This is a genomic window from Rhizobium tibeticum, assembly GCF_900110205.1.
Lineage (GTDB): Bacteria > Pseudomonadota > Alphaproteobacteria > Rhizobiales > Rhizobiaceae > Rhizobium > Rhizobium tibeticum.
The window spans coordinates 1-18,338 of record NZ_FOCV01000041.1 but is presented as its reverse complement, the minus strand read 5'-3'; the positions used below and the strand labels follow the sequence as shown (position 1 = coordinate 18,338).

At 59.9% G+C, this 18,338-nt stretch carries 22 protein-coding genes and 2 pseudogenes; 15 read left to right on the top strand and 9 right to left on the bottom strand.

Annotation, left to right across the window (positions count from 1 at the left end; translation table 11 throughout):
* Positions 1-56 precede the first annotated feature (56 nt).
* From BSG20_RS29450 to BSG20_RS29440, 3 genes and pseudogenes are all read left to right on the top strand, one after another.
* Positions 57-852: pseudogene (locus BSG20_RS29450) on the top strand (DUF2092 domain-containing protein).
* Positions 849-1,061 (top strand): hypothetical protein, encoded by a 213-nt coding sequence (locus BSG20_RS29445; protein ID WP_072381110.1) that lies wholly within the window; start codon positions 849-851, stop codon positions 1,059-1,061. The pseudogene BSG20_RS29450 and the gene BSG20_RS29445 overlap by 4 nt, the downstream one beginning before the upstream one ends.
* 107 nt (positions 1,062-1,168) lie before the next feature.
* A complete protein-coding gene (locus tag BSG20_RS29440) occupies positions 1,169-1,528 on the top strand; it encodes a hypothetical protein (protein ID WP_072381112.1) in 360 nt (119 codons plus the stop codon).
* 194 nt (positions 1,529-1,722) lie between these two features.
* Here the strand turns inward: BSG20_RS29440 and BSG20_RS29435 are convergent, their stop codons facing one another.
* From BSG20_RS29435 to BSG20_RS29410, 6 genes are all read right to left on the bottom strand, one after another.
* Positions 1,723-2,244 carry a GNAT family N-acetyltransferase gene (locus BSG20_RS29435; protein WP_072381114.1) on the bottom strand — a complete coding sequence of 174 codons (522 nt, stop codon included), beginning with the start codon at positions 2,242-2,244 and terminating at the stop codon, positions 1,723-1,725.
* 9 nt (positions 2,245-2,253) lie between these two features.
* Positions 2,254-2,814 (bottom strand): flavodoxin, encoded by a 561-nt coding sequence (locus tag BSG20_RS29430; RefSeq protein WP_244541470.1) that lies wholly within the window; start codon positions 2,812-2,814, stop codon positions 2,254-2,256.
* Between the two features lie 28 nt (positions 2,815-2,842).
* Positions 2,843-4,039, bottom strand: coding sequence for a (R)-mandelonitrile lyase (locus tag BSG20_RS29425; RefSeq protein ID WP_072381116.1), 1,197 nt, complete (start codon positions 4,037-4,039; stop codon positions 2,843-2,845).
* Positions 4,040-4,104: 65 nt separating this feature from the next.
* Entirely contained in the window at positions 4,105-5,121 is a 1,017-nt protein-coding gene (locus BSG20_RS29420; RefSeq protein ID WP_072381118.1) for a zinc-dependent alcohol dehydrogenase family protein, read from the bottom strand.
* A 40-nt stretch (positions 5,122-5,161) separates the two neighbouring features.
* Positions 5,162-5,989 carry an SDR family oxidoreductase gene (locus tag BSG20_RS29415; RefSeq protein ID WP_072381120.1) on the bottom strand — a complete coding sequence of 276 codons (828 nt, stop codon included), beginning with the start codon at positions 5,987-5,989 and terminating at the stop codon, positions 5,162-5,164.
* A gap of 25 nt (positions 5,990-6,014) precedes the next feature.
* Entirely contained in the window at positions 6,015-6,809 is a 795-nt protein-coding gene (locus BSG20_RS29410; protein ID WP_208611014.1) for an SDR family oxidoreductase, read from the bottom strand.
* A gap of 508 nt (positions 6,810-7,317) precedes the next feature.
* Between BSG20_RS29410 and BSG20_RS29405 the strand changes: the two genes are divergently transcribed.
* From BSG20_RS29405 to BSG20_RS29395, 3 genes are all read left to right on the top strand, one after another.
* Complete coding sequence (locus BSG20_RS29405; RefSeq protein WP_072381122.1) at positions 7,318-8,304, top strand: aldo/keto reductase; 987 nt, start codon at positions 7,318-7,320, stop codon at positions 8,302-8,304.
* Positions 8,305-8,355: 51 nt separating this feature from the next.
* A complete protein-coding gene (locus BSG20_RS29400) occupies positions 8,356-9,594 on the top strand; it encodes a multidrug effflux MFS transporter (protein WP_072381124.1) in 1,239 nt (412 codons plus the stop codon).
* Between the two features lie 63 nt (positions 9,595-9,657).
* Positions 9,658-10,551 (top strand): LysR family transcriptional regulator, encoded by an 894-nt coding sequence (locus BSG20_RS29395; protein WP_072381126.1) that lies wholly within the window; start codon positions 9,658-9,660, stop codon positions 10,549-10,551.
* A gap of 144 nt (positions 10,552-10,695) precedes the next feature.
* Here the strand turns inward: BSG20_RS29395 and BSG20_RS29390 are convergent, their stop codons facing one another.
* On the bottom strand, positions 10,696-11,124 hold the full coding sequence (locus BSG20_RS29390; protein ID WP_072381128.1) for a hypothetical protein: 429 nt from the start codon (positions 11,122-11,124) through the stop codon (positions 10,696-10,698).
* 608 nt (positions 11,125-11,732) lie between these two features.
* Between BSG20_RS29390 and BSG20_RS29385 the strand changes: the two genes are divergently transcribed.
* The 3 genes from BSG20_RS29385 (at position 11,733) to BSG20_RS29375 (ending at position 13,201) form a co-directional block, all read left to right on the top strand.
* Positions 11,733-12,206, top strand: a complete 474-nt coding sequence (locus BSG20_RS29385; RefSeq protein ID WP_072381161.1) for a hypothetical protein — start codon at positions 11,733-11,735, stop codon at positions 12,204-12,206.
* Between the two features lie 66 nt (positions 12,207-12,272).
* Entirely contained in the window at positions 12,273-12,491 is a 219-nt protein-coding gene (locus BSG20_RS29380) for a hypothetical protein (protein ID WP_072381130.1), read from the top strand.
* 410 nt (positions 12,492-12,901) lie between these two features.
* Positions 12,902-13,201: a hypothetical protein gene (locus tag BSG20_RS29375; RefSeq protein ID WP_072381163.1), complete on the top strand. Its 300-nt coding sequence runs from the start codon at positions 12,902-12,904 to the stop codon at positions 13,199-13,201.
* A gap of 314 nt (positions 13,202-13,515) precedes the next feature.
* Here the strand turns inward: BSG20_RS29375 and BSG20_RS29370 are convergent, their stop codons facing one another.
* Positions 13,516-13,932, bottom strand: coding sequence for a low affinity iron permease family protein (locus BSG20_RS29370; protein WP_072381132.1), 417 nt, complete (start codon positions 13,930-13,932; stop codon positions 13,516-13,518).
* A gap of 257 nt (positions 13,933-14,189) precedes the next feature.
* Here BSG20_RS29370 and BSG20_RS36720 point away from each other — a divergent pair, with 257 nt between their 5' ends.
* The 4 genes from BSG20_RS36720 (at position 14,190) to BSG20_RS29360 (ending at position 15,567) form a co-directional block, all read left to right on the top strand.
* On the top strand, positions 14,190-14,360 hold the full coding sequence (locus tag BSG20_RS36720) for a hypothetical protein (protein ID WP_167371623.1): 171 nt from the start codon (positions 14,190-14,192) through the stop codon (positions 14,358-14,360).
* Positions 14,361-14,611: 251 nt separating this feature from the next.
* The gene (locus tag BSG20_RS36715; RefSeq protein WP_167371624.1) at positions 14,612-14,776 is read left to right on the top strand and encodes a hypothetical protein; all 165 of its coding nucleotides are present in this window, start codon (positions 14,612-14,614) and stop codon (positions 14,774-14,776) included.
* 202 nt (positions 14,777-14,978) lie between these two features.
* Entirely contained in the window at positions 14,979-15,200 is a 222-nt protein-coding gene (locus BSG20_RS29365) for a hypothetical protein (RefSeq protein ID WP_072381134.1), read from the top strand.
* A gap of 1 nt (position 15,201) precedes the next feature.
* Positions 15,202-15,567: a DUF982 domain-containing protein gene (locus BSG20_RS29360; protein ID WP_342030079.1), complete on the top strand. Its 366-nt coding sequence runs from the start codon at positions 15,202-15,204 to the stop codon at positions 15,565-15,567.
* Positions 15,568-15,577: 10 nt separating this feature from the next.
* Here BSG20_RS29360 and ligD read toward each other — a convergent pair.
* Positions 15,578-16,320 (bottom strand): annotated as a pseudogene (ligD, locus tag BSG20_RS37855) (non-homologous end-joining DNA ligase); the annotation flags it as partial.
* A 958-nt stretch (positions 16,321-17,278) separates the two neighbouring features.
* On the opposite strand from ligD, the gene BSG20_RS29345 reads away from it, so the two are divergent.
* Both BSG20_RS29345 and BSG20_RS29340 read left to right on the top strand, forming a co-directional pair.
* A complete protein-coding gene (locus BSG20_RS29345; RefSeq protein WP_143147546.1) occupies positions 17,279-17,533 on the top strand; it encodes a hypothetical protein in 255 nt (84 codons plus the stop codon).
* A 161-nt stretch (positions 17,534-17,694) separates the two neighbouring features.
* Positions 17,695-17,955: a hypothetical protein gene (locus tag BSG20_RS29340; RefSeq protein ID WP_072381141.1), complete on the top strand. Its 261-nt coding sequence runs from the start codon at positions 17,695-17,697 to the stop codon at positions 17,953-17,955.
* Positions 17,956-18,338 lie beyond the last annotated feature (383 nt).

Genomic DNA, 18,338 nt, shown 5'->3' with positions numbered 1-18,338 from the left:
ACAAATGAGGTCGGATCACGTCGATAGCTGACGAACGTTCAAGGGAGACTGCCTCGATGACGACGATAGCGCAAACGGCTATGCAACTCACAGCCACGCTTACATCCGCGGTGCTGGCACTGACCATCGTGTCTGGAACGCCTTCGGACGCAGCGGCTGGCGAAACCGAGGCCAAGGCTTTGGTCAATGTCAGACCATATGGCCAATCAAAAGTCGGTCTCGTTCGCCTACGACACCAGTCTCGAGGTAGTCACAAGGAACATCAGAAACTGCTGCTGGCAAGTTCAGGCACGATGAATATGGCTCGGCCCGACAAAATCCGCGCCACCCGGTTCGGCGGCTTTGCCAATGTCGAGATCACCTTCGACGGAAAGACGCTGACGCTGTTTAGCAAGGACAGCAATCTCTACGCTCAGTTCGAAGTGCCCGGTTCGATTGACAATCTCATCGAGGAGTTAAGATCACCTACCCGTACCGGGCGCTGATCTACTCCAGTCAAACGTCTACGACGAGTTGATGCGCGACGTTGTCGAGGTGAAGGATCTCGGCAGTGGCGTGATTGGCGGCACGGAATGCGATCATCTCGCGTTTCGGGCCAAGGAAGTCGACTGGCAGATATGGATCGCACAAGGCGAGCACCCTCATCCCTGCAGATATGTCATTACTTCCACACAAGTAGACCAAGGACCGCAGTACAACGTCCAGATCAGCGACTGGAAGAGCGGCACGGAACTAAACGCGCAGGATTTCAGCTTCAAGGCCCCGACGGACGCCAAGAAGGTCGACGACCCGAAGCAACTTATCGATATCGATGAGCTTCCAGCTAACTTTGTCGTAGGAGACACCAAATGAACGTGTCGACGAAACTCAAAATCGTCCTGCTGACCGGGATCGTCGCGTTGGTCGGATTGGAACTGGGATCCGAGCTTTTAATTCCCGGCGTGCAGAGTTTTGTGACGACCAGCGAGGCGAGGGTTGGGCGACCACTTACCCCGGTCAGCGTCGCCGGGGTAGCACGGCGCACGGTGCGGCGCTGCGCGGTTGGTGTGTACTACTGCTAGGTGCTGCCTCAAGGCGGAGGTTTTGAAAACCGTCCCGGCGGGCTTCCATCGGCAAGATAAAAGCGCCTCGCGGAGCGGCCGACTGAGAGAGTGCGTTCGCGCTGATCATGTCGCACGATGATCTCAGGTTGCTCGACCGGGCGACCTTCGAGGCGGAGGAAGTCGCCGACTTGGTCTCGATGGGGACCGATCGTGTGAACGCGACGCTGGCCGTTGTATCGCTGGAACCGGGCAAGCTTGTCGAGGTTCCTGACGGACATCTCTTCCTGGGCGACGCTATCAGGGACACGCCAAGTGTAAGGCTGGGCGACAGTTTCGTCTTCACCATCCCGCAGACATTCTGCAGCCATGTGCACAGGATCATGGATCGCCTCGCCTCCGAAGCCGGACTGAAGGAGGCGTTGGAGAAGGCGCGCGCGGATTATCTCGAGCGAAAGCTGGACATAACGCTGCGACGGCCCTGCTAGGAGCCTACCTCTTTCCGGAAGAGCTTCGCGCCGTTCATCGCAACGTCATGCACGTGCTTGCATCGAACGCACTCGGTGAGCAAGGCGTCTAGACCTCCGTGCTGTTTCTAAGATCGACCGGCGGATGGGGTGTTCCTTACGAGGATTTACGGATCGCGAGACGCGTGGACTAGCGGTCCCGATCCTTGCTCAGTTCATTCTTGGGGACGTCTCTTGTTCGTCCAATGTGTCATCTCGATCATTGTGGGACGGAAACCGACAGCAGCGAACAAGCTCTGAGCCGCCTCGTTGCGGTACGCCGTCGAGAGCACCAGGAGCTCGGCGCCTTTGGACTTGAGATCGTAGATGGCTGCCTCAAGTAGCGACCTGCCGATGCCCTCACCGCGGCGGGCTGGATCGACGAAGAGATCGTGTATGACACCTGCGGGTCCGCGCAAGGACATGTAATCCCTGCCCTCGTGCGCCGCGTAGACGTAGCCGACTAGAGACCCGTGATCTTCGGCCACGAGAACGACCGCATCTGGTCGGCCAATCTCCCTCTCGAGAAAGCTCGCATACTTCGACGGCGTGGCAGACCCGGCCCCAATGAACCGCTCGGCGTCGAACTGATGGTGAAGCGCGATAAGCTCCGCTCCCCACGTCCCGAGAGGCTGCGCGTCCGCCGGAACTGCAGGGCGAACCGTCACGGCATCCTGAAACGCTGCTGTCTCCGCCATTCTTTCCACCTAGCCGCCCAACCAGCCTCTAACCTGCTCAAGCGTTTGTCGTTCCTGATCGGCCTCCATTGAAAAGGCTGGTTTCAGGTCTGCTCGAGGCGCCAAGGAAGTCAGCACGTCGATGCTGTTTCCCAGGCCGTATCCTCCATGGGTCATGAAGGGATATACCGCTTTTTCAGACAAGTCGTGAGTCCGGATAAACGAGCGGATCACCGGCGGCGCTGTCATCCCCCAGATTGGAAAGCCGAGATAGATCGCATCGTACTGACGGACCTCCCGGACGGACGCCCTGAGAGGTGGAAGGTATCCGGACGCTGTCTCGCGGCGGGCCTGCGCGACCGTTTCTTCGTAGTCCTCCGGGTAGGGGACTGCCGGATCGATTTCGAACAGCGCGGCATCCTTCGCTCTCCTGATCTGGTGTGCGATCACCCTTGTGTTTCCTGTTCGCGAGAAGTAGGCGACCAGTGTTCTTGGGCCGCCACCAAACTCCTGCGAAAGGGCGCCTTTCGGAACAGCCGACACGGCTGCCGCGGCGAGCGGCAGGGCCTGCAGGAAGTGGCGTCGAAACATTGATGCCTCCATCGCCGGTTTGCACCGCTCAATCAAGATTGCGGCCTGCGGCATAGTCTTCATCGGAGACCTTCTCCATCCACGTCACCGAGTTCCCGTCGAGGGCCTCGGCGACAGCGAAGTGCGTCATCGCCTCGTCGGTGGAGGCGCCGTGCCAATGCCGGACCTGAGCTGGTATCCAGACTACGTCACCGGGACCGACCTGCTCGACTGGGCCACCCTGCTTCTGAACCAAACCACGACCCGACACAATGAAGAGAGTTTGGCCGAGTGGATGGGTGTGCCACGCAGTCCGTGCTCCCGCCGAGAACGAAACGGTCGCGCCACCGATCCGAGCGGGCGCGTCGCCGCGATAGAAGCCCGACGTTTCGACCTTGCCGGTGAAGTACTGCTCCGGCGCGGCCGCCCTGCCCTCGCCTGCGCGGGTCACCTTCAGGTCGGCCGGAGCGGTGGCGGCCTGAAAAGCGGCCTCGCGACCTTCGAAGGTCTTCTTGAGAACCGGGACGGCCGACATCGCCCGAGGCCAGCCGGCATAGAAAGCCACTTGCGTGACAACCTCCGAAGCCTCGGCGTGCGTCAGGCCGCTGTCCATCGCGCGATTGGCATGGAATGGAAGCTGCTCGGGCTGTCCGATCGCGACCAGGGCCGCCATCGTCACCAGGCTGCGATCGCGGGCCGACAGATCTGGACGCTGCCAAAGGTCACCGAAGAGAACGCGGTTGGTGAGATCGGCCAGTGCCGACGCCGTCGGCGCAACGTTCGCGTCGACTGTGGCCCTGCGCGTCACTTCGGCTGCGGCTTCGAGCTCGACCCGGGCGGCGCCGCTGTTCGAAAGGGTGCCGATGCCCCGCTCCACGAATACGTTCTTTGTCTCGGTGACAGCCGACATAGCGTTCGGCCAACCGGAATAGAATGCGAGTTGAGTGATCAGCTCGCCGATTTCTTCCGGCTTCACGCCGTTGTCGAGTGCACGACGAACGTGGCCGCCGGTCTGCGCGACCCTGCCGGTCGACACGAGCGTGGCGACAGTGACGAGGCTGCGGTCGCGAGGCGAGAGCTCCTTGCGCTCCCAGACCTCACCAAAGAGGACATTGTCCGTAAAGTCTCCGAGCCCCGGCGCCGTCTCGTATACGGCCTGCGGCGCGACGCGCTGACGCTTCTCCTCGGCTTCGGCACCGGTCGCTGCCAAGGCCGACATTGCGGTGGTGGCTGCAATCTTCTTCATGAGCTCGTCTCCGTCGATGTTGGTTTGAAGGAGTGAAAGGAAAGGCCGCCGAAGCGCCTGTTCCGTCAGACGCGAAGAAGCGTCTTGATGGCGCGGCGCTCGTCCATGGCGCGGTAGCCTTCAGCGACGTCGGCCAGCGGGATCTCGAGGTCGAACACCTTGCCGGGGTTGATCGTGCGATCCAGGACAAGATCCATCAGGTACGGCAGGTAGCGACGCACCGGGGCCGGGCCGCCTAGCAGGCTCTTCTGCTGGAAGAAGAGGTTCTGGCCGTCGAACGTGACGCCGTGCGGAACACCGACGAATCCTATCTTGCCGCCCGGACGGGCGCAGTTGACCGCCTGGCTCATGGATTCCTGGGTGCCGACGCATTCTAGGACGGAATCCGCGCCGACGCCGTTCGTAAGTTCCTTGATTAGTGCCACGCCTTCGTCGCCGCGTTCGGAGATGATGTCGGTCGCGCCGAACTCCAGCGCGAGATCCTGCCGGCTCTTATGGCGGCTCATCGCGATGATCCGAGACGCGCCCATCTGCTTGGCGGAGAGGACGCCCATCAGGCCGACCGCGCCGTCGCCGACGACCACCGCCGTACCGCCCCCTTGGACGCCGGCGGCATCGGCCGCGTACCATCCGGTTCCGAGAACGTCGGAAACGGCGAGCAGGCTCGGGATCAGATCGTCCGACGGAAGCTCCGCTGTTGCGACGAGAGTGCCGTCGGCGAGAGGAATGCGGGCAAACGGCGCCTGCGCGCCCGTCATGAACTCGCGCTGCTCGCAGGAGGACTGGAAGCCGAACTTGCAGTGGGGGCACGTGTTGTCCGACAGGCAGAAGGAGCCGACCACGAACTGACCCGGCTTGACCGTCTTCACCGCGCTTCCGACGTCCACGACTACGCCGCAGTATTCGTGGCCCATGGCGAGCGGCTCGGTGACTTCGTTAGCGCCACGGAACGGCCAAAGGTCCGATCCGCAGATGCAGCTCGCCGACAGCTTGATAATGGCGTCGGTCGGCTTGAGGATCTTCGGCTCGGCGACTTCCTCGCAGCGGACGTCGCCCGGCCCGTAAAGCTTCGTTCCCAACATTAGCGTTGTCCTTTCGTTGTTGAGGTTGAGCCAGATCCCGTCACTTGGGTGCTAGCTCGCCGTAGAAGTACGAGGCGGTCACGCCGCCATCGATGAGGAAGTCGCTGCCGGTGATGAAGGCGCCGTCCGGCCCCATGAGGAGAGCGGCCAACGATGCGATCTCGTCCGGCGTTCCGGCGCGTCCTGCGGGAGAGAGGTCGATCATGCGCCTATATCCTTCGCCACGCGGGCCAGTCAGCTCGTCCTTGGCAAGTGGCGTGATGACGATGCCTGGGCTCATATTGTTCACGCGCGCGCCGCGCTTGCTCCACCTCACCGCCTCGGCCTTGACCCGCAGCGCGTTGCCGCGCTTGGAGATCTGGTAGGCGTTTAGCGGGTCGGCGACCTTGTCCGGCCGGAGCATGGGCAGCGCGAGCAGATCCTCGGCGGGAGTCGTGGCGAGAGCCTTGTCCTGCTCGGCGGTCAGGGCCGGTAGCCGGTGCCCGGACATCGACGCGATAACTACGCAAGAACCGCCTGGCGCGATCACATCGCCGAACTCCTCCAGCACGACCGCCGTCCCGTAGAGGTCGACCTTCAGGATGACTTCGGGAGGAGCCTGCGAAGGCGAAACGCCCGCGGCATGAACGACTCCAGATATATCACCAATGGCGGTGGCGGCTTCGACGAGGGCGTGCACCGAAGCCCGCGACGAGACGTCGACTACCATGGTGCTGACGTTGAAGCCCGCCTCGCTCAACACCTTTGCGGCAGCGTCGGCATTCTCTTTCCTGAGATCGGCAAGAACCACATGCTTCCCGGAACTGACACGCCGGGCGATCGCCTGACCGATGGAGCCTGCGCCGATGACAACGACCACATTTGTCATGAGGAAGTCCTTTCACACGGGCGAACTAGCCCGCCGTAGAGGTTCTTGTCGCTCTGTCCAAATCGCGTCGGACGCGGTCTGGCTCCTGATCGAGCGGCATGTTGTCCATGTCGAGGACCGCGTCGAGCGCGTCGTCCGGATCGCGCCGAAGCGCGGCGAAGAGCGGGTCGAGGTCTGCGGGCGCAGGGCCTTTCTCTGCGACGAGCTCCAGTGTCTTGCGCGTTGCGGCGTCCGACGTGAGGCTCTCGACCAGAACCTCTGCGATCTGCTTCCGGGAGATGACGCCGTCGCTTGGCGTGCCCAAGTGACGGCGGTCGCCCTGCAGGAAGACCAGACGATGCTGGTCCGCGGCATTATAGTCGAACCAGCCGGGACGCACGATCGTGTACGGCAGGCCGCTCTTGCGAACCAGTCGCTCCGCTCTCCGCTTCCAGTCGTGACCCTCGTTTGTCCGATTGTAGTGGCCGTTCCGCTCTGTGACTCCGATCGTTGTCATGAGGGCAATCCGCACGGGCCGTTCGCCAATGGCGACAAGCATGTCTCGGACGCCGCGATAGTAGACGGCCTCTGCCGCTTCTTTCCCCTGGCCGTCGGCGTTAACCGTGAGGACGACGGCGTCGATATCCTCGAGGGCGGCAGCGAACGTCTCTGGCCTTGTAACGTCGCCAACCACGACGTTCACGTCGGTCGAGAGTCGGGTTGTACGGGACGCGCTTCGCATAAGGGCGCGGACCTTGTGGTTCTTCTGTGAGGCATTCTCCACGACGAGGCGACCGATGCTTCCTGTCGCACCGATGACGAGGACGTTCATCCGTTGCATCTCTGGTGTTCCTTTCATCTCGCGGAGGAAGATAGCGCCGCCAGATTGATCTGATTAGACGCTCTCGATGGCATGTACCTATGCGCAGAATTCATGAATTCAGCGCGCATAACCACGTCCAGGCTTTCGAACAGTACGAGTCTTGCCGTGAGGTGGAAGCATGGTTTCTTCGCGCGCTCGTCGCCCTTGTTGCGGGCGTCGGTTTGTCCAGCCTCGGAGTGCTCGAAATCTGGATCAAGCTGACATTCTACAGCATGCGCTTGTGGACTTCAGCGAGTCCGGGGCGCCGTTTTTCATTCGATGGGGGTCCGTGCTTAGTCTCGGCGGTCATGTGTTCACTAAGCTCCGCTCCTGCCGTCGCGAAGGCGCGTGCCGTCTGTCACGAAAACGGCGGGCGACCGGTGGCATCTATGAACCGATTTCATGACCGCATGCCGATTTAGCAGACTAATCGCATCAAGCACTTCGTCCTATCTTCCGGTTCATCGCAACACGAGAGGTGACGACGATGAAGAAACGAAAACTCGGACAAGGCCTGGAGGTCTCGGCGCTCGGTTTTGGCTGCATGGGCCTGAACTTCAGCTACGGCCACGCGCTCAGCAACGATGAGAGCATTAGGCTCATCCGCGACGCCGTTGATCGCGGCGCCACGTTCTTCGACACGGCGGAAGTCTATGGCCCGTTCACAAACGAGGAGATCGTCGGTGAAGCGTTGCGCCCCGTGCGCGAGCGGGTGGTTATCGCCACGAAGTTCGGCTTCAACATCCAGGACGGCAAGATGGCCGGTGTCAACAGCCGCCCGGAGCACATCAAGCAAGTTGCCGAAGCGTCGCTTAAGCGGCTGGGCGTCGACGTTATTGATCTTTTCTACCAGCACCGTGTGGATCCGAACGTTCCGATCGAGGACGTGGCAGGGGCCGTCAAGGAGCTGATCACCGAAGGCAAAGTGAAGCACTTTGGTCTTTCCGAACCGGGTGCGCAGACAGTGCGGAAGGCACACGTGGTGCAGCCGATCACTGCGCTCCAGAACGAATACTCGCTGTGGACCCGCGGCCCCGAGACGAATGGCATCCTGCAGGCATGCGAGGAACTTGGCATCGGATTGGTCGCATACAGCCCTCTCGGTAAGGGATTCTTGACCGGCGCGATGGGTAAGGACAGCAAGATCGCAGAGAACGACTTCCGCAAGATCCTGCCACGCTTCACGCCCGAGGCGATGGAAAAGAACCAAGCCCTGATCGACCTGATCCGGCGCGTAGCGGAGGAGAAGAAAGCGACGCCGGCCCAGATCGCGCTGGCGTGGCTGCTGGCCCAGAAGCCGTGGATCGTACCGATCCCTGGAACGACGAAGCTTCACCGCCTTGAGGAGAACCTCGCCGCAGTAGAGGTCAAACTGACCGCAGCCGATCTCACCGAACTGGACGACGCCGCAGCGAAGATTCAGGTCGAGGGCGAGCGCTACCCCGAGCACCTGATGAAGACCACGGGTCTTTGATTCATTCGGAGGCGCCGCGAGGCGCCTTCCTTCTTTGCGAGCGAGTACGTCATGTCACAAGATTTCGCCGAGCAGCCGACCGCCTTCGTCACGGACGAAACTGCGGAAGCAGGCCCTAAGCCCCAGCGCCTGCGGGTGCTTGCCATCCTGAGTGCCCTTATGGGCTTTGCCTCGATCTCAACCGACCTCTATCTTCCGGCGATGCCGAGCAAGGCGAAGGAGCTCCACGCCAACGCCGGCTCCATGGAACTGACGGTGTCCGGCTTCCTGATCGGTTTCAGTCTCGGCCAGCTCCTTTGGGGGCCACTAGGAGACAGGTTCGGCAGGCGGCTCCCCGTCGCGGCGGGGCTCCTGCTGTTCGTGCTAGGCTCGGCGGGCTGTGCCCTTTCCGGAAGCCCCGAGCAGATGATCTGCTGGCGGATCGTGCAGGCCGTCGGTGCCTGCTCGGGCGTCGTGCTCTCACGCGCTATGGTGCGCGACCTCTACGAAGGCAGTCGCGCCGCGCAGATGCTGTCAACCTTGATCACCGTGATGGCGATCGCTCCGCTTCTGGGGCCCATCGTCGGAGGACAGGTTCTTGCTATCGCCGGCTGGCGCGCGATCTTCTGGCTCCTCCTAGTTGTCGGCCTGGTCACGCTTGCCGCGCTCTTCACCATGCCGGAGACGCTGCCGGCCGACAGACGCAGCAAGGATTCGATCTTCGACGCGCTACGTGGATACCGCCGGCTTGTCTCGAACAGGCGCCTCCTTAGCTTCGCCGCCGCTGGCGGCTTCTTCTACGCGGGCATCTACGCGTACATCGCCGGGACGCCGTTCGCGTTCATCGAATACTACCATGTGGCTCCGCAACTCTATGGGGTTCTTTCCGCGCTGGGGATCGTCGGCATCATGCTTGCCAATATCTTCAACGCTCGACTGGTGAGAAGCTATGGCAGCCGCCGTCTTCTGCAGTTCGGCTCGGCCGGCGCTGCGGTCTGCGGTCTGGTGCTGCTGGTAACGGGCTCCACCGGCTGGGGCGGGCTGGCTGGCCTTGCGATCCCGCTTTTCGTATTCGTATCATGGTCGGGGTTGGTCGTCGCCAACTCGATCGGCGGCGCCCTGCAGGACTTTCCCGCGCAGGCGGGCGCGGTTTCCGCTCTCGTCGGCGCGCTCCATTACGGATCCGGGATCGTCGGCTCCGCCGCGGTTAGTCGGCTTGCCGATGGGACACCTTTCCCGCTTGCCCTTGTCGTCGCCGTGGCAGGCGTCGGAAGCCTTCTGAGCCTTGTGCTACTGCCACCAAAAGCTTGACGGAGCAGCGGTTGCTTGCTTCAACTTAAGCAATCCGCCGCCATCGATATCAGGAGTTCATGAGTGAGACGCGAGGAACTGGTCGATCTAAACGCGTTCATGACGGTGGCGGAGGAACAGAACTTCACGCGCGCGGCGGCAAAGTTGGGAACGTCGCAGTCGGCGCTAAGCCATACGATCAGGCGTCTTGAGTCCCGGCTTGGCGTCCGCCTCCTCACCCGGACGACCCGAAACGTCGCCCCGACCGATGCAGGCGAGAAGTTGCTCGCCACACTCCGCCCCGCGCTTGATAGCATCAGATCAGAGCTCGCGTCCCTCAGTGCGCTCAGAGAACGGCCGGCCGGCAATATCAGGATCACCACCTCGGAACATGCGGCGACGACCGTCCTCTGGCCAGTGCTGCGGAATCTGCTCGGTGAGTACCCGGAGATCAATGTCGAGCTCGCAATCGACTCCAGTCTCATCGACATCGTTACCGAACGGTTCGACGCGGGGGTGCGCCTTGGCGAGGCCCTCGCCAAGGATATGGTTGCCGTCCGAATCGGGCCGGACCTTCGAATGGCGATAGTCGGATCACCCGAGTACTTCGCGAAGCATCCGAAGCCGATCATTCCGCACGATCTCGCGTCGCAGCGCTGCATCAATCTCCGTATGTTGAGCGGAGGCGGGCTGTATGCGTGGGAGTTAGAGAAGGAGGCACGCGAACTGCGCGTACGCGTCGAAGGCCAACTCGCGTTCAACAACGTCAACATGATCGTGCGCGCCGCCGAAGACGGGTACGGATTGGGTTTCGTGATGGAGGACCACGTGAGCCAGCAGCTTGCCGACGGACGCCTTGTGCGCGTGCTCGAAGACTGGTGCCCCTCCTTCCCCGGTTACCACCTCTACTATCCGAGCCGCAGGCAGCCGTCGGCCGCGTTCTCGGTGCTGGTCGACGCCCTGCGCTACCGCGGTTAATCAACTCCCCTCGGTAGAGCATTTCGGTATGACAAGGCCGACCTCCGCAAAGCAGCTAGTCGGCCTTGACGAACCATAACGGACAACATGGAAGGACGCCGTCTGGCCGCCGTCGATTGAGCGAGCTGTTGATGAGGCAACGCATTAACGAGCGGCTCGTTTGCTAAGAGCTGCCAGAATGAGCGGTGCGGCCGCCGTCGCAAACCTTCCAAAGGGAAGCCTTCTCGCCAGCCGTGTCAGCGCGAAGCTTCCCGCCATGGCACCTACCAGCTTCGCCCACGGGTATTCGCCGAGTTGAGCATGTGCGCTGGCATCTGCCCATTCGGCCCGTGATCTGATCGCGATTTCCGCCTGGCGAGTTAGGATGGCCAGGCGAGCCCGAAGATGGTTCATCTCATCCCGCACAGTCTCGATATCGGCCCGCACATCCTCGAATGTGCGCCTGTCCCGGCGGAAGTCTTCTGGAACCGATATGTCTTCGTCGGACGGCGTATCGGTCTCAAGGAGAGCGAGATGCTCCTGTAGCTCTTCGTCGGTGTCGAAGTCGGGCGCTCGTGGCCGGATCGCGCTCATGTCAATGTTTCCTTCCTCTGATCGTTGCCCGGGCCGTCGTCGTCCGACTAGGCGTCATTCTTCGCCTTGCGACGGTGGTCGGCCGACAGCGGTTTGCTGACATCGACAGCCCTCCTGAAGCGGTCGTGGTCAGCGCGGCGGATGTAGTGCTTGCCTGTTCCGGCATATCCATGAGTTCCCCTTTTGCAATGGGATCGCATACTTCGATTGTGCTGCGCATAACGCACAAGATTCCAAAAAGATGCATTAGTCGGCTTACCGACGACTTTTGCGGAACCCCGGCGCTCGACCGGAGTTGTGTCCCAGTGGAAGGAGTACTCATGCAAGTCATGGACACCAAAGTTACCCGCGACGGCACCGCGCTGAAGGCCGACGTCATCGGTGAAGGCGGCGAGGTAGGATCTGTTCGCATGAGCGACGAGGATCCCAAACTCAATGTCCAGACTGCGATCGACCATGCGAAGGTGATGATGGTGCAACTTTCGGCCTTCGGCGCGCGTGACAGCGGCGGAAGCGTCAATGAGTACGACGCTCTAGCCTTGGAAACATCGAGGACGGGGATACGAGCGATTTTGCAGCCAGTTCAGATGAACGCGAAGGAAAAGAAGATGGCCAGCCCGAATGAAACATCGCCTGCGGTTGAATCAATGAAACGCGAGCAGGCACGGCAGCTCCGTAAAGCTAAGAAAGGAGAGTTGGACAAGGGACTGGAAGACACCTTCCCGGCGTCCGATCCGGTTTCCATCACACGAACAAGCATCCCCGCAGGCCGTACCGACCAGGAAGAAGCGCAGCGTGTAAAGGCGCAGCCCAATGAATCGGAAGAGCCATTAGTGGAGGAAGCGTTAGAATCGCGGAGCCGTCAAGCAAGCGACTTTGGCGGAGCAGAAGTGCGCGCACTGCGCTCCGAAGCAGCACGCCTTTCGGAATCTGTGTCTGAGCTTGCATCAGGGTCGGTCCGGCTGGCGAAGGCGCAAGGAAAATCGTTTTTGACCGATCTGGAGGAGCGGGTGAAAGAAAGCCCGCTAACGGCCGTTGCGATTGTGGCAGCAATCGCGTTTGTCTTGGGTGCCACGCGGTAGGAAATGAAGGTCCGCAAACGGGATGGCCCTCTAGTGCAGACCGACACATCCAACCTGGGAACGTAGATGGGGACAGATCTTGCGAAAGCCTACGTCGATGCCGTTATCGAGGCGGGCGGCGATATCGTGGTTGTTGGTCCGGATGCCTATGTGATCGCCCGCACGATCAATGGCACATCATCGAAGTCAGACGAAGTTCTGGATCGATTTGGCAACGTAACACATCTGAAGAAGGAGATTGTCGCGTACCTTCGGAAGCTTGGTCGAACGATCGAAGGCGAGTGATACCAGCCTCCTTTCGATCGTTGCGTGTCGCCGCAACCAAGCCATCCGCAGCGGCTGGAGCCTGCGAGCGCCGTTCGTTTTTGCATTGCCTCCTTCGACTTGCGATCGGCTTCGCAGAAGCAGGCCAGCCTGTGCTTTTCACGTGAGTTCGCTCTGTCTCGGTCGCCGGCAGTGTGTCGCGGATTAAGGCGTCGCATCCTTCGAGAACGGCAGATCGTATCCAGGGGCAACTGCTAGGAAAATATGTTGCGAAAGGGCATGTGTTTGGCTGGTGACCCCTTATCCGGCATCAGCGGCCGTAGTCATTTCGTAGCGTGAGGACCGAGAAAGCGCACCAATCGGGTTGGCATCGGACGGAACACAACGTGCGGCTCGCAGTTTGATTGCTATCAGCAACAGCGATCATCGCCATGGGCTATCTGATCCAAATCCTGCTTCCAGTCGTCGAGGAAGTTGATTTCCGAACGATACTCGCCGACGTTCGGGGGCAGTTGATCGAGAAGTTCGGCGGCGTCACCCTGCATGTTAACGCGCCCGCCGAAGGGCTTTGGGACGATGGCGCGGGAATTGAGCGAGATCGGATAGTTGTTGTAGAGGTCATGTCCGGCGTCTTCGACCGCGCATGGTGGCTCGACTATCGATGTCGGCTGCAAGTTGAGCTTGAGCAAGATGAGATCGTGGTTCGGGCGTTCTTCATTGATCGGATGTGAACGTCCTTGCGATCGCGGGGAATCGATTTGCGCTCCAGATCTCGAGTGCTGAGAACTGGACTGCAACGGACTAATCGCCGGTAGGCTCCATACGGCGTCGATTTACGCTGCGCCAATGGAAGCAGACGGCTCGTGGTTGGAACTGACATCAGGTCGTTTGAGAAGGTCCGCCAGATGCGAGAACCTGGCGGCCCATAAAGGTCAGTTGAACAGCAGCGCGCACGTTCTGCGGCGATCCAACAAGCCGGAGAGTTGTCGAGCGCACAATCGGAACCTTAAGAGAGCCGTGGTCTCCATTCGCCGGCTACGGCGACTTATACAGATAGCTGGCTTTCGCCACCCGCTCGTTGGTCGGCCACACCCTCGACGCAGTCGGCCTTCTCCGCCAGTTTCCGACTCAGATCACGAAGCTCGTCTTCCCCGAGCTTTTCGATGCCGACAAACTTGTTTTGTGCCTGCGATGTAAGGATGAGTTCGTCCAACTTGGCCTGCAGCGCCTTGCCATCACGGTTCTGGGAGTTCTGAAGAACGAAGACCATCAGGAAGGTAATGATGGTGGTGCCGGTGTTAATCACCAATTGCCAAGTCTCGCTGAAGCCGAAGAACGGTCCGGAAATCGCCCAGACAAGAACGAGTGCGACTGCCGTTGCAAACGTTGCTGGGCGACCGGACCATTCCGCTACCGCGCTTGCGAATTTAGAAAAGAAGTTAGATGTGGCATGTTCTGACATTTAAATCTCCCGACTCGGCGGACAGTAAACGCCGAGCCGCAAGAACCGGTTCCACATGGCGTGCGAGTGCCGTTTTCTGTGCGGCACGGCTCGCTTCTCGTTAGCATGTTCTTTTCCGGATGCAGTGATGGCGAGGCCGGAAGGACGGTTGGCCGTTCGATCCGCCGGGTTTTCGATATCACCGATCATCTCGACAGTACGTGGCCCAAGCGCCTGGCTTCGGTCCGCCTCCGCCGTGAGCTACCAGTTCGACGCCCGTGCCTATCCGTCGCGGCCTCTGGGACCTTCCTCGCGAGCATCTGTCCGTCGCGACCGAGTACTGGGCAATACGCCAAAATGCGATGATTGACTACAATCCCTTCAAGAAGGGTGTCCGTGCGATCAACCTGGACCGCGCCGCGAGCGTCGGTCCGAAATTCAACAACTGATGGTCCCGATCGAAGTCGGGGCCGGAAAAGGCGTCGCCGAGCTCTTGTTGAGAGCGTCCGCGGCCAACGGGTACTAAGCAGCACGTGGATCTTGGATCGGATCGCTTACAAGAACTTCTTCCAAGTACCTTCGCGGCAAGCACGTGGTTGGAGCGAGGAAAAAGGAACTCGGCCCTCTGCTTAGAGTTAGCCACGACGCGGGTCTTAGTTTTTCGGAGCCATCTTTCTCAACTGCTTGCAGAAATATGGGTATGGCCGCTACAGCAATTTTTGTGGAGCACAAGTCGGTCTGCATTCTAGGGGGCCTCCTGGAGACCAAGGGCGTAGATAGCCCTTATGGAATGATGTGGGTCTCCGACATCCTTCGCACCCAGTGCCCAGCTTCGGTTGTCGCCATGCCGGAGTACGGCAATTGAGCTAAATCAGACCGTTGCGGGATTATGAAGCAGACCCACTGCTTTCCCGATCACTATGTTTTTTCCGGTATGTCTCACATAGGGGTTATTTGCTTTCGTGCGCTCCGTAGGGGGCGTATCATACAGGGGGTCGGCTCATCGTTTCCCGGGCAGGGCTGCTTGAGAGATTTTAAGTGCTCTTGCCTTGGGCAGGAGCCGTTCGATGAACTTTCTCACCAACGCGGACCTCAGCGACAACGAACTCGAAACTGTCACCGCCTCCCTCCAGGGGTGGTGCGGGACGACCCGAACTGACCCGAACAGCCTTTCGGTGCAGACGGCCGCAGGTGTTGCCATCGATCTGTTGTGGCAATTTCCGACGTTAACAGCCCCTGAGTTACTTGAATTGCTACTTCTTCGCCTTCCGGCCTCAGCTGGCAAATAGCGTGGAACAACGCCTCACTGTGGAGGTTCACAGAGTGGATCGCCGGGTGAGGATTTTTCTCCCCTCATGTCAAACGCTGGCTAACTGTGCGATCCACCATTTTTGCAGGGGGATCGGAGGACGAGTGTCAGCACCGGGGTGGCTGATCGTAATCGTAGAACGCAACAACTCGTTCTACACTATCGCGTCAGCGGAGGACGCACTGGATCTGCTGTTTTCAGATTGGCCAGTTAACAGCGGCGCAGCGTTCATATCGGCGATGGAAGCCTGCGCTGGCACAGCAACGGGCTTGGTAACCCAAGAAGAAGCTCAGTGGGCATTTCTTTTGGCCGCGGACGAGGCAAACGTACTTTTTAGGTTTGTTTGACCGAGGCAATCTATTCTAGTTCGAATACGGCAGCATTATCCTGCTCTCTCGCAACCCCTTATAGGACGCGTGGCGGAGCTTGCCGTCATGCGTCCCAGGCGCGATATTCCATCTCAGCGATGAGTGTCGGCTGAACCCAAACGAGGTTTTTTCGTCGATCGCTGTATTCGACAGGTGGCGTCTTTCGCTTGATCCGATCGAGCGTCTTCCGCAGGTACTCCGCGCTGCGCTCGTTGAAGCCGGTTCCGACGTTGCCAACATAGGCCCAACCACTGCCCCTGCGAGCGGCGAGTAGCAGGCTGCCAATCCCCGATCTGGCTACGGTCGAGAGCTCGTAACCCACGACGATGAAGCTGTCAGACTGGACGCACTTCACCTTTACCCAGTCACCAAGCCGGCCGGAGCGATAGGTACTGTCCTTGTTCTTGGCGATGATGCCCTCGAGGCCATGTTCACAGGCCGCAGCAAAGATCTCGCGGCCGTCGCCATCGACTTCCTCCGAGAGGCGGATCGCTCCTCCTCGTTCCGAAGCAGTGACTCCAGGAAGAACCGGCGTGACGACAACTCCATGTTCCGGATGTCATGGCCGTCGAAGTAGAGGAGATCGAACGCGAACATGATCGCATTACCGGCGGGCAACTTGCCGCCGCGCCCACCGAGGGAATTTTGGAGCCGACCAAAGTGCGGCCTGCCCTCCTCGTCGAGAACAACTGCCTCGCCGTCCAGGATGGCCGTGCCCACGCCAAGTCTTTTGAGATAATTACATCAAGGAATGCGCAAAAAGACAATTAACTTGATGTGACGATGAGCGAATACAAACCCGGCGGAACCAAGCGAAAGTGAAAGCGTTAAGGAGCAGGAAACGCGAGATTTGTCACTTCGCTCGCGTGTGCCCCTTTCCACAGTCCCTCTTCCTCGCCCCGCTTGGTACCCCATGCGGGGCTCTTTCTGACGGGACGCTATACAGGCGGAATTGCGACGGTATGGCCAAGTATGGAAACTGTGATCAACAGCGCGCACGCCAGGCAGATAAAGGCGGTTATGCCAAGAGCTATTGGGGTCTTTGGTTTCATGGAATGAAGATAAGAAGCTCGCTGCAGCGATGCTAGTGCGGCGTCTCGTCACGAAAGTCAGCGCAGCCCACACCTCGTCATTGACCGAAAACACGCAAAGGCCCACATTTATCCGCGGCGCATCCCCCAGAGCGCCAGTGCTCCTTAGCACTGCGGCCCGTTTGCCCCGGCGGCAGCGGGCCGTTTGCTTGTTGCCCCTATAGCGAAATGAAATGCCCGAATATCAACCGAAATATCGTTGGCGAGAAACGTCGCCAGGTGAAAGGTCATCAGGATTTTGCCGCGTGGGATGGCGATTCGGAATTCGGACGGATAGTGCTCGATCTCACCACCCCAAGAAATGGTCAGTGGATCTGGGCCATCAACCACATACCGTGGCAGTGACAAACCATCTCGCCCCACCACGGATGGACGCCGACGCCACGCTCGGCGTCTCGGCTGGTGGAAGGGACCTACGAGAAGGTGCAACAGTTGAATTTGACCACACCGCGATATGGAGCGGGAACAAAAATGCAGCGTCGAGCGTTGAGGCCCAGCCTTGAGAAACGAAACCCCTCAAGGCCCAACTCTCGCCTCTGCCCTCGCAGCCGCGACAGCGGGGGTTCTTTTTGCAGACTGTTCGAACTGACGGTGGCAATATGAACGTATCAACCGCTCGAAAATCGGTTGCAATGACGCGGGACCAGGAAACCCAAGCCGCCGTGATGGCGCTTCTCCCAAAGGTAAAGGCAGTCCTCAATCTGTACGAGATAGGACAGCCATTGGTCGCCCAAGGGTTCACGGAAACCGAGATCTTCGACGTACTGATCAATCTGACGCACCAGAAGGTCATCGAACTTCTTCCCGGCAATCAGTTGAGAGTTCTTAGAAGCCCAACTTGCTCGCGTTCATAGAGCGAAGGATGCTCGACTCGCGGGCTGACGCTGCGATCTGGAACTAATCTTGGATAGCCGCGTTTTGCCCAGGATGTCGATGTCCCTCGACATCAGCTCAACTGCACGAAGCTCTGTGTTCTCTCCTGTTCGCAGAGCCTCATCCGTGACGGCTTTGAAACATGGAAAACCCACGCTTCAACAGCTTTCGCTATGGATTGGCGGTGCTTCTGATGCGCCACCCACGTCTCCGGCCCTATGCCCCTAGCGCCCATTGGTGGATCGAAGATATCGAGAACTACGGTGACGCCGTCAGGTTCCGCGACAAGTTGCGTGCAGAGGGAGGCAACAAGGTACTCCTGAAGGAATACGAGCAACGCTGCCTCGAGCTTGAGGAGGAGGTGCTATCCTATTTTGGCGCATCCGACCACGATCGGTCGTGACGAATCCTCTCCCCAACCCGATGCCATGAGCGTATAATAACTGTTGTGCCAATGATGCGCATCTTTGGCACTCGGACGACTTCAGGTAAACCTCCAAAGCGAGCCTGAAGTCCCACTGGTGTCCTGTCCCCTAGGGCAGGATGCGTTGAGGGGTAAGGTTCTCGACAGCGTTGCCTGCGTGCGCCCAGCTGCTGAACCTCCCCTCGATGTTTTCTTTTTCGGACTTTGGTCCGACTAGCGATCCCGGCAGATCGGCGTACTCTGATGATTGTTCTGTCTCGGGTGAGTGGGTCCCGGTAGGGACGATGGTTGCCCATCGCCCCCCGGCCAGATCCGTACGTGCGGCACTACCGCATACGGCTCCTATCGGATGTCTTGACGGT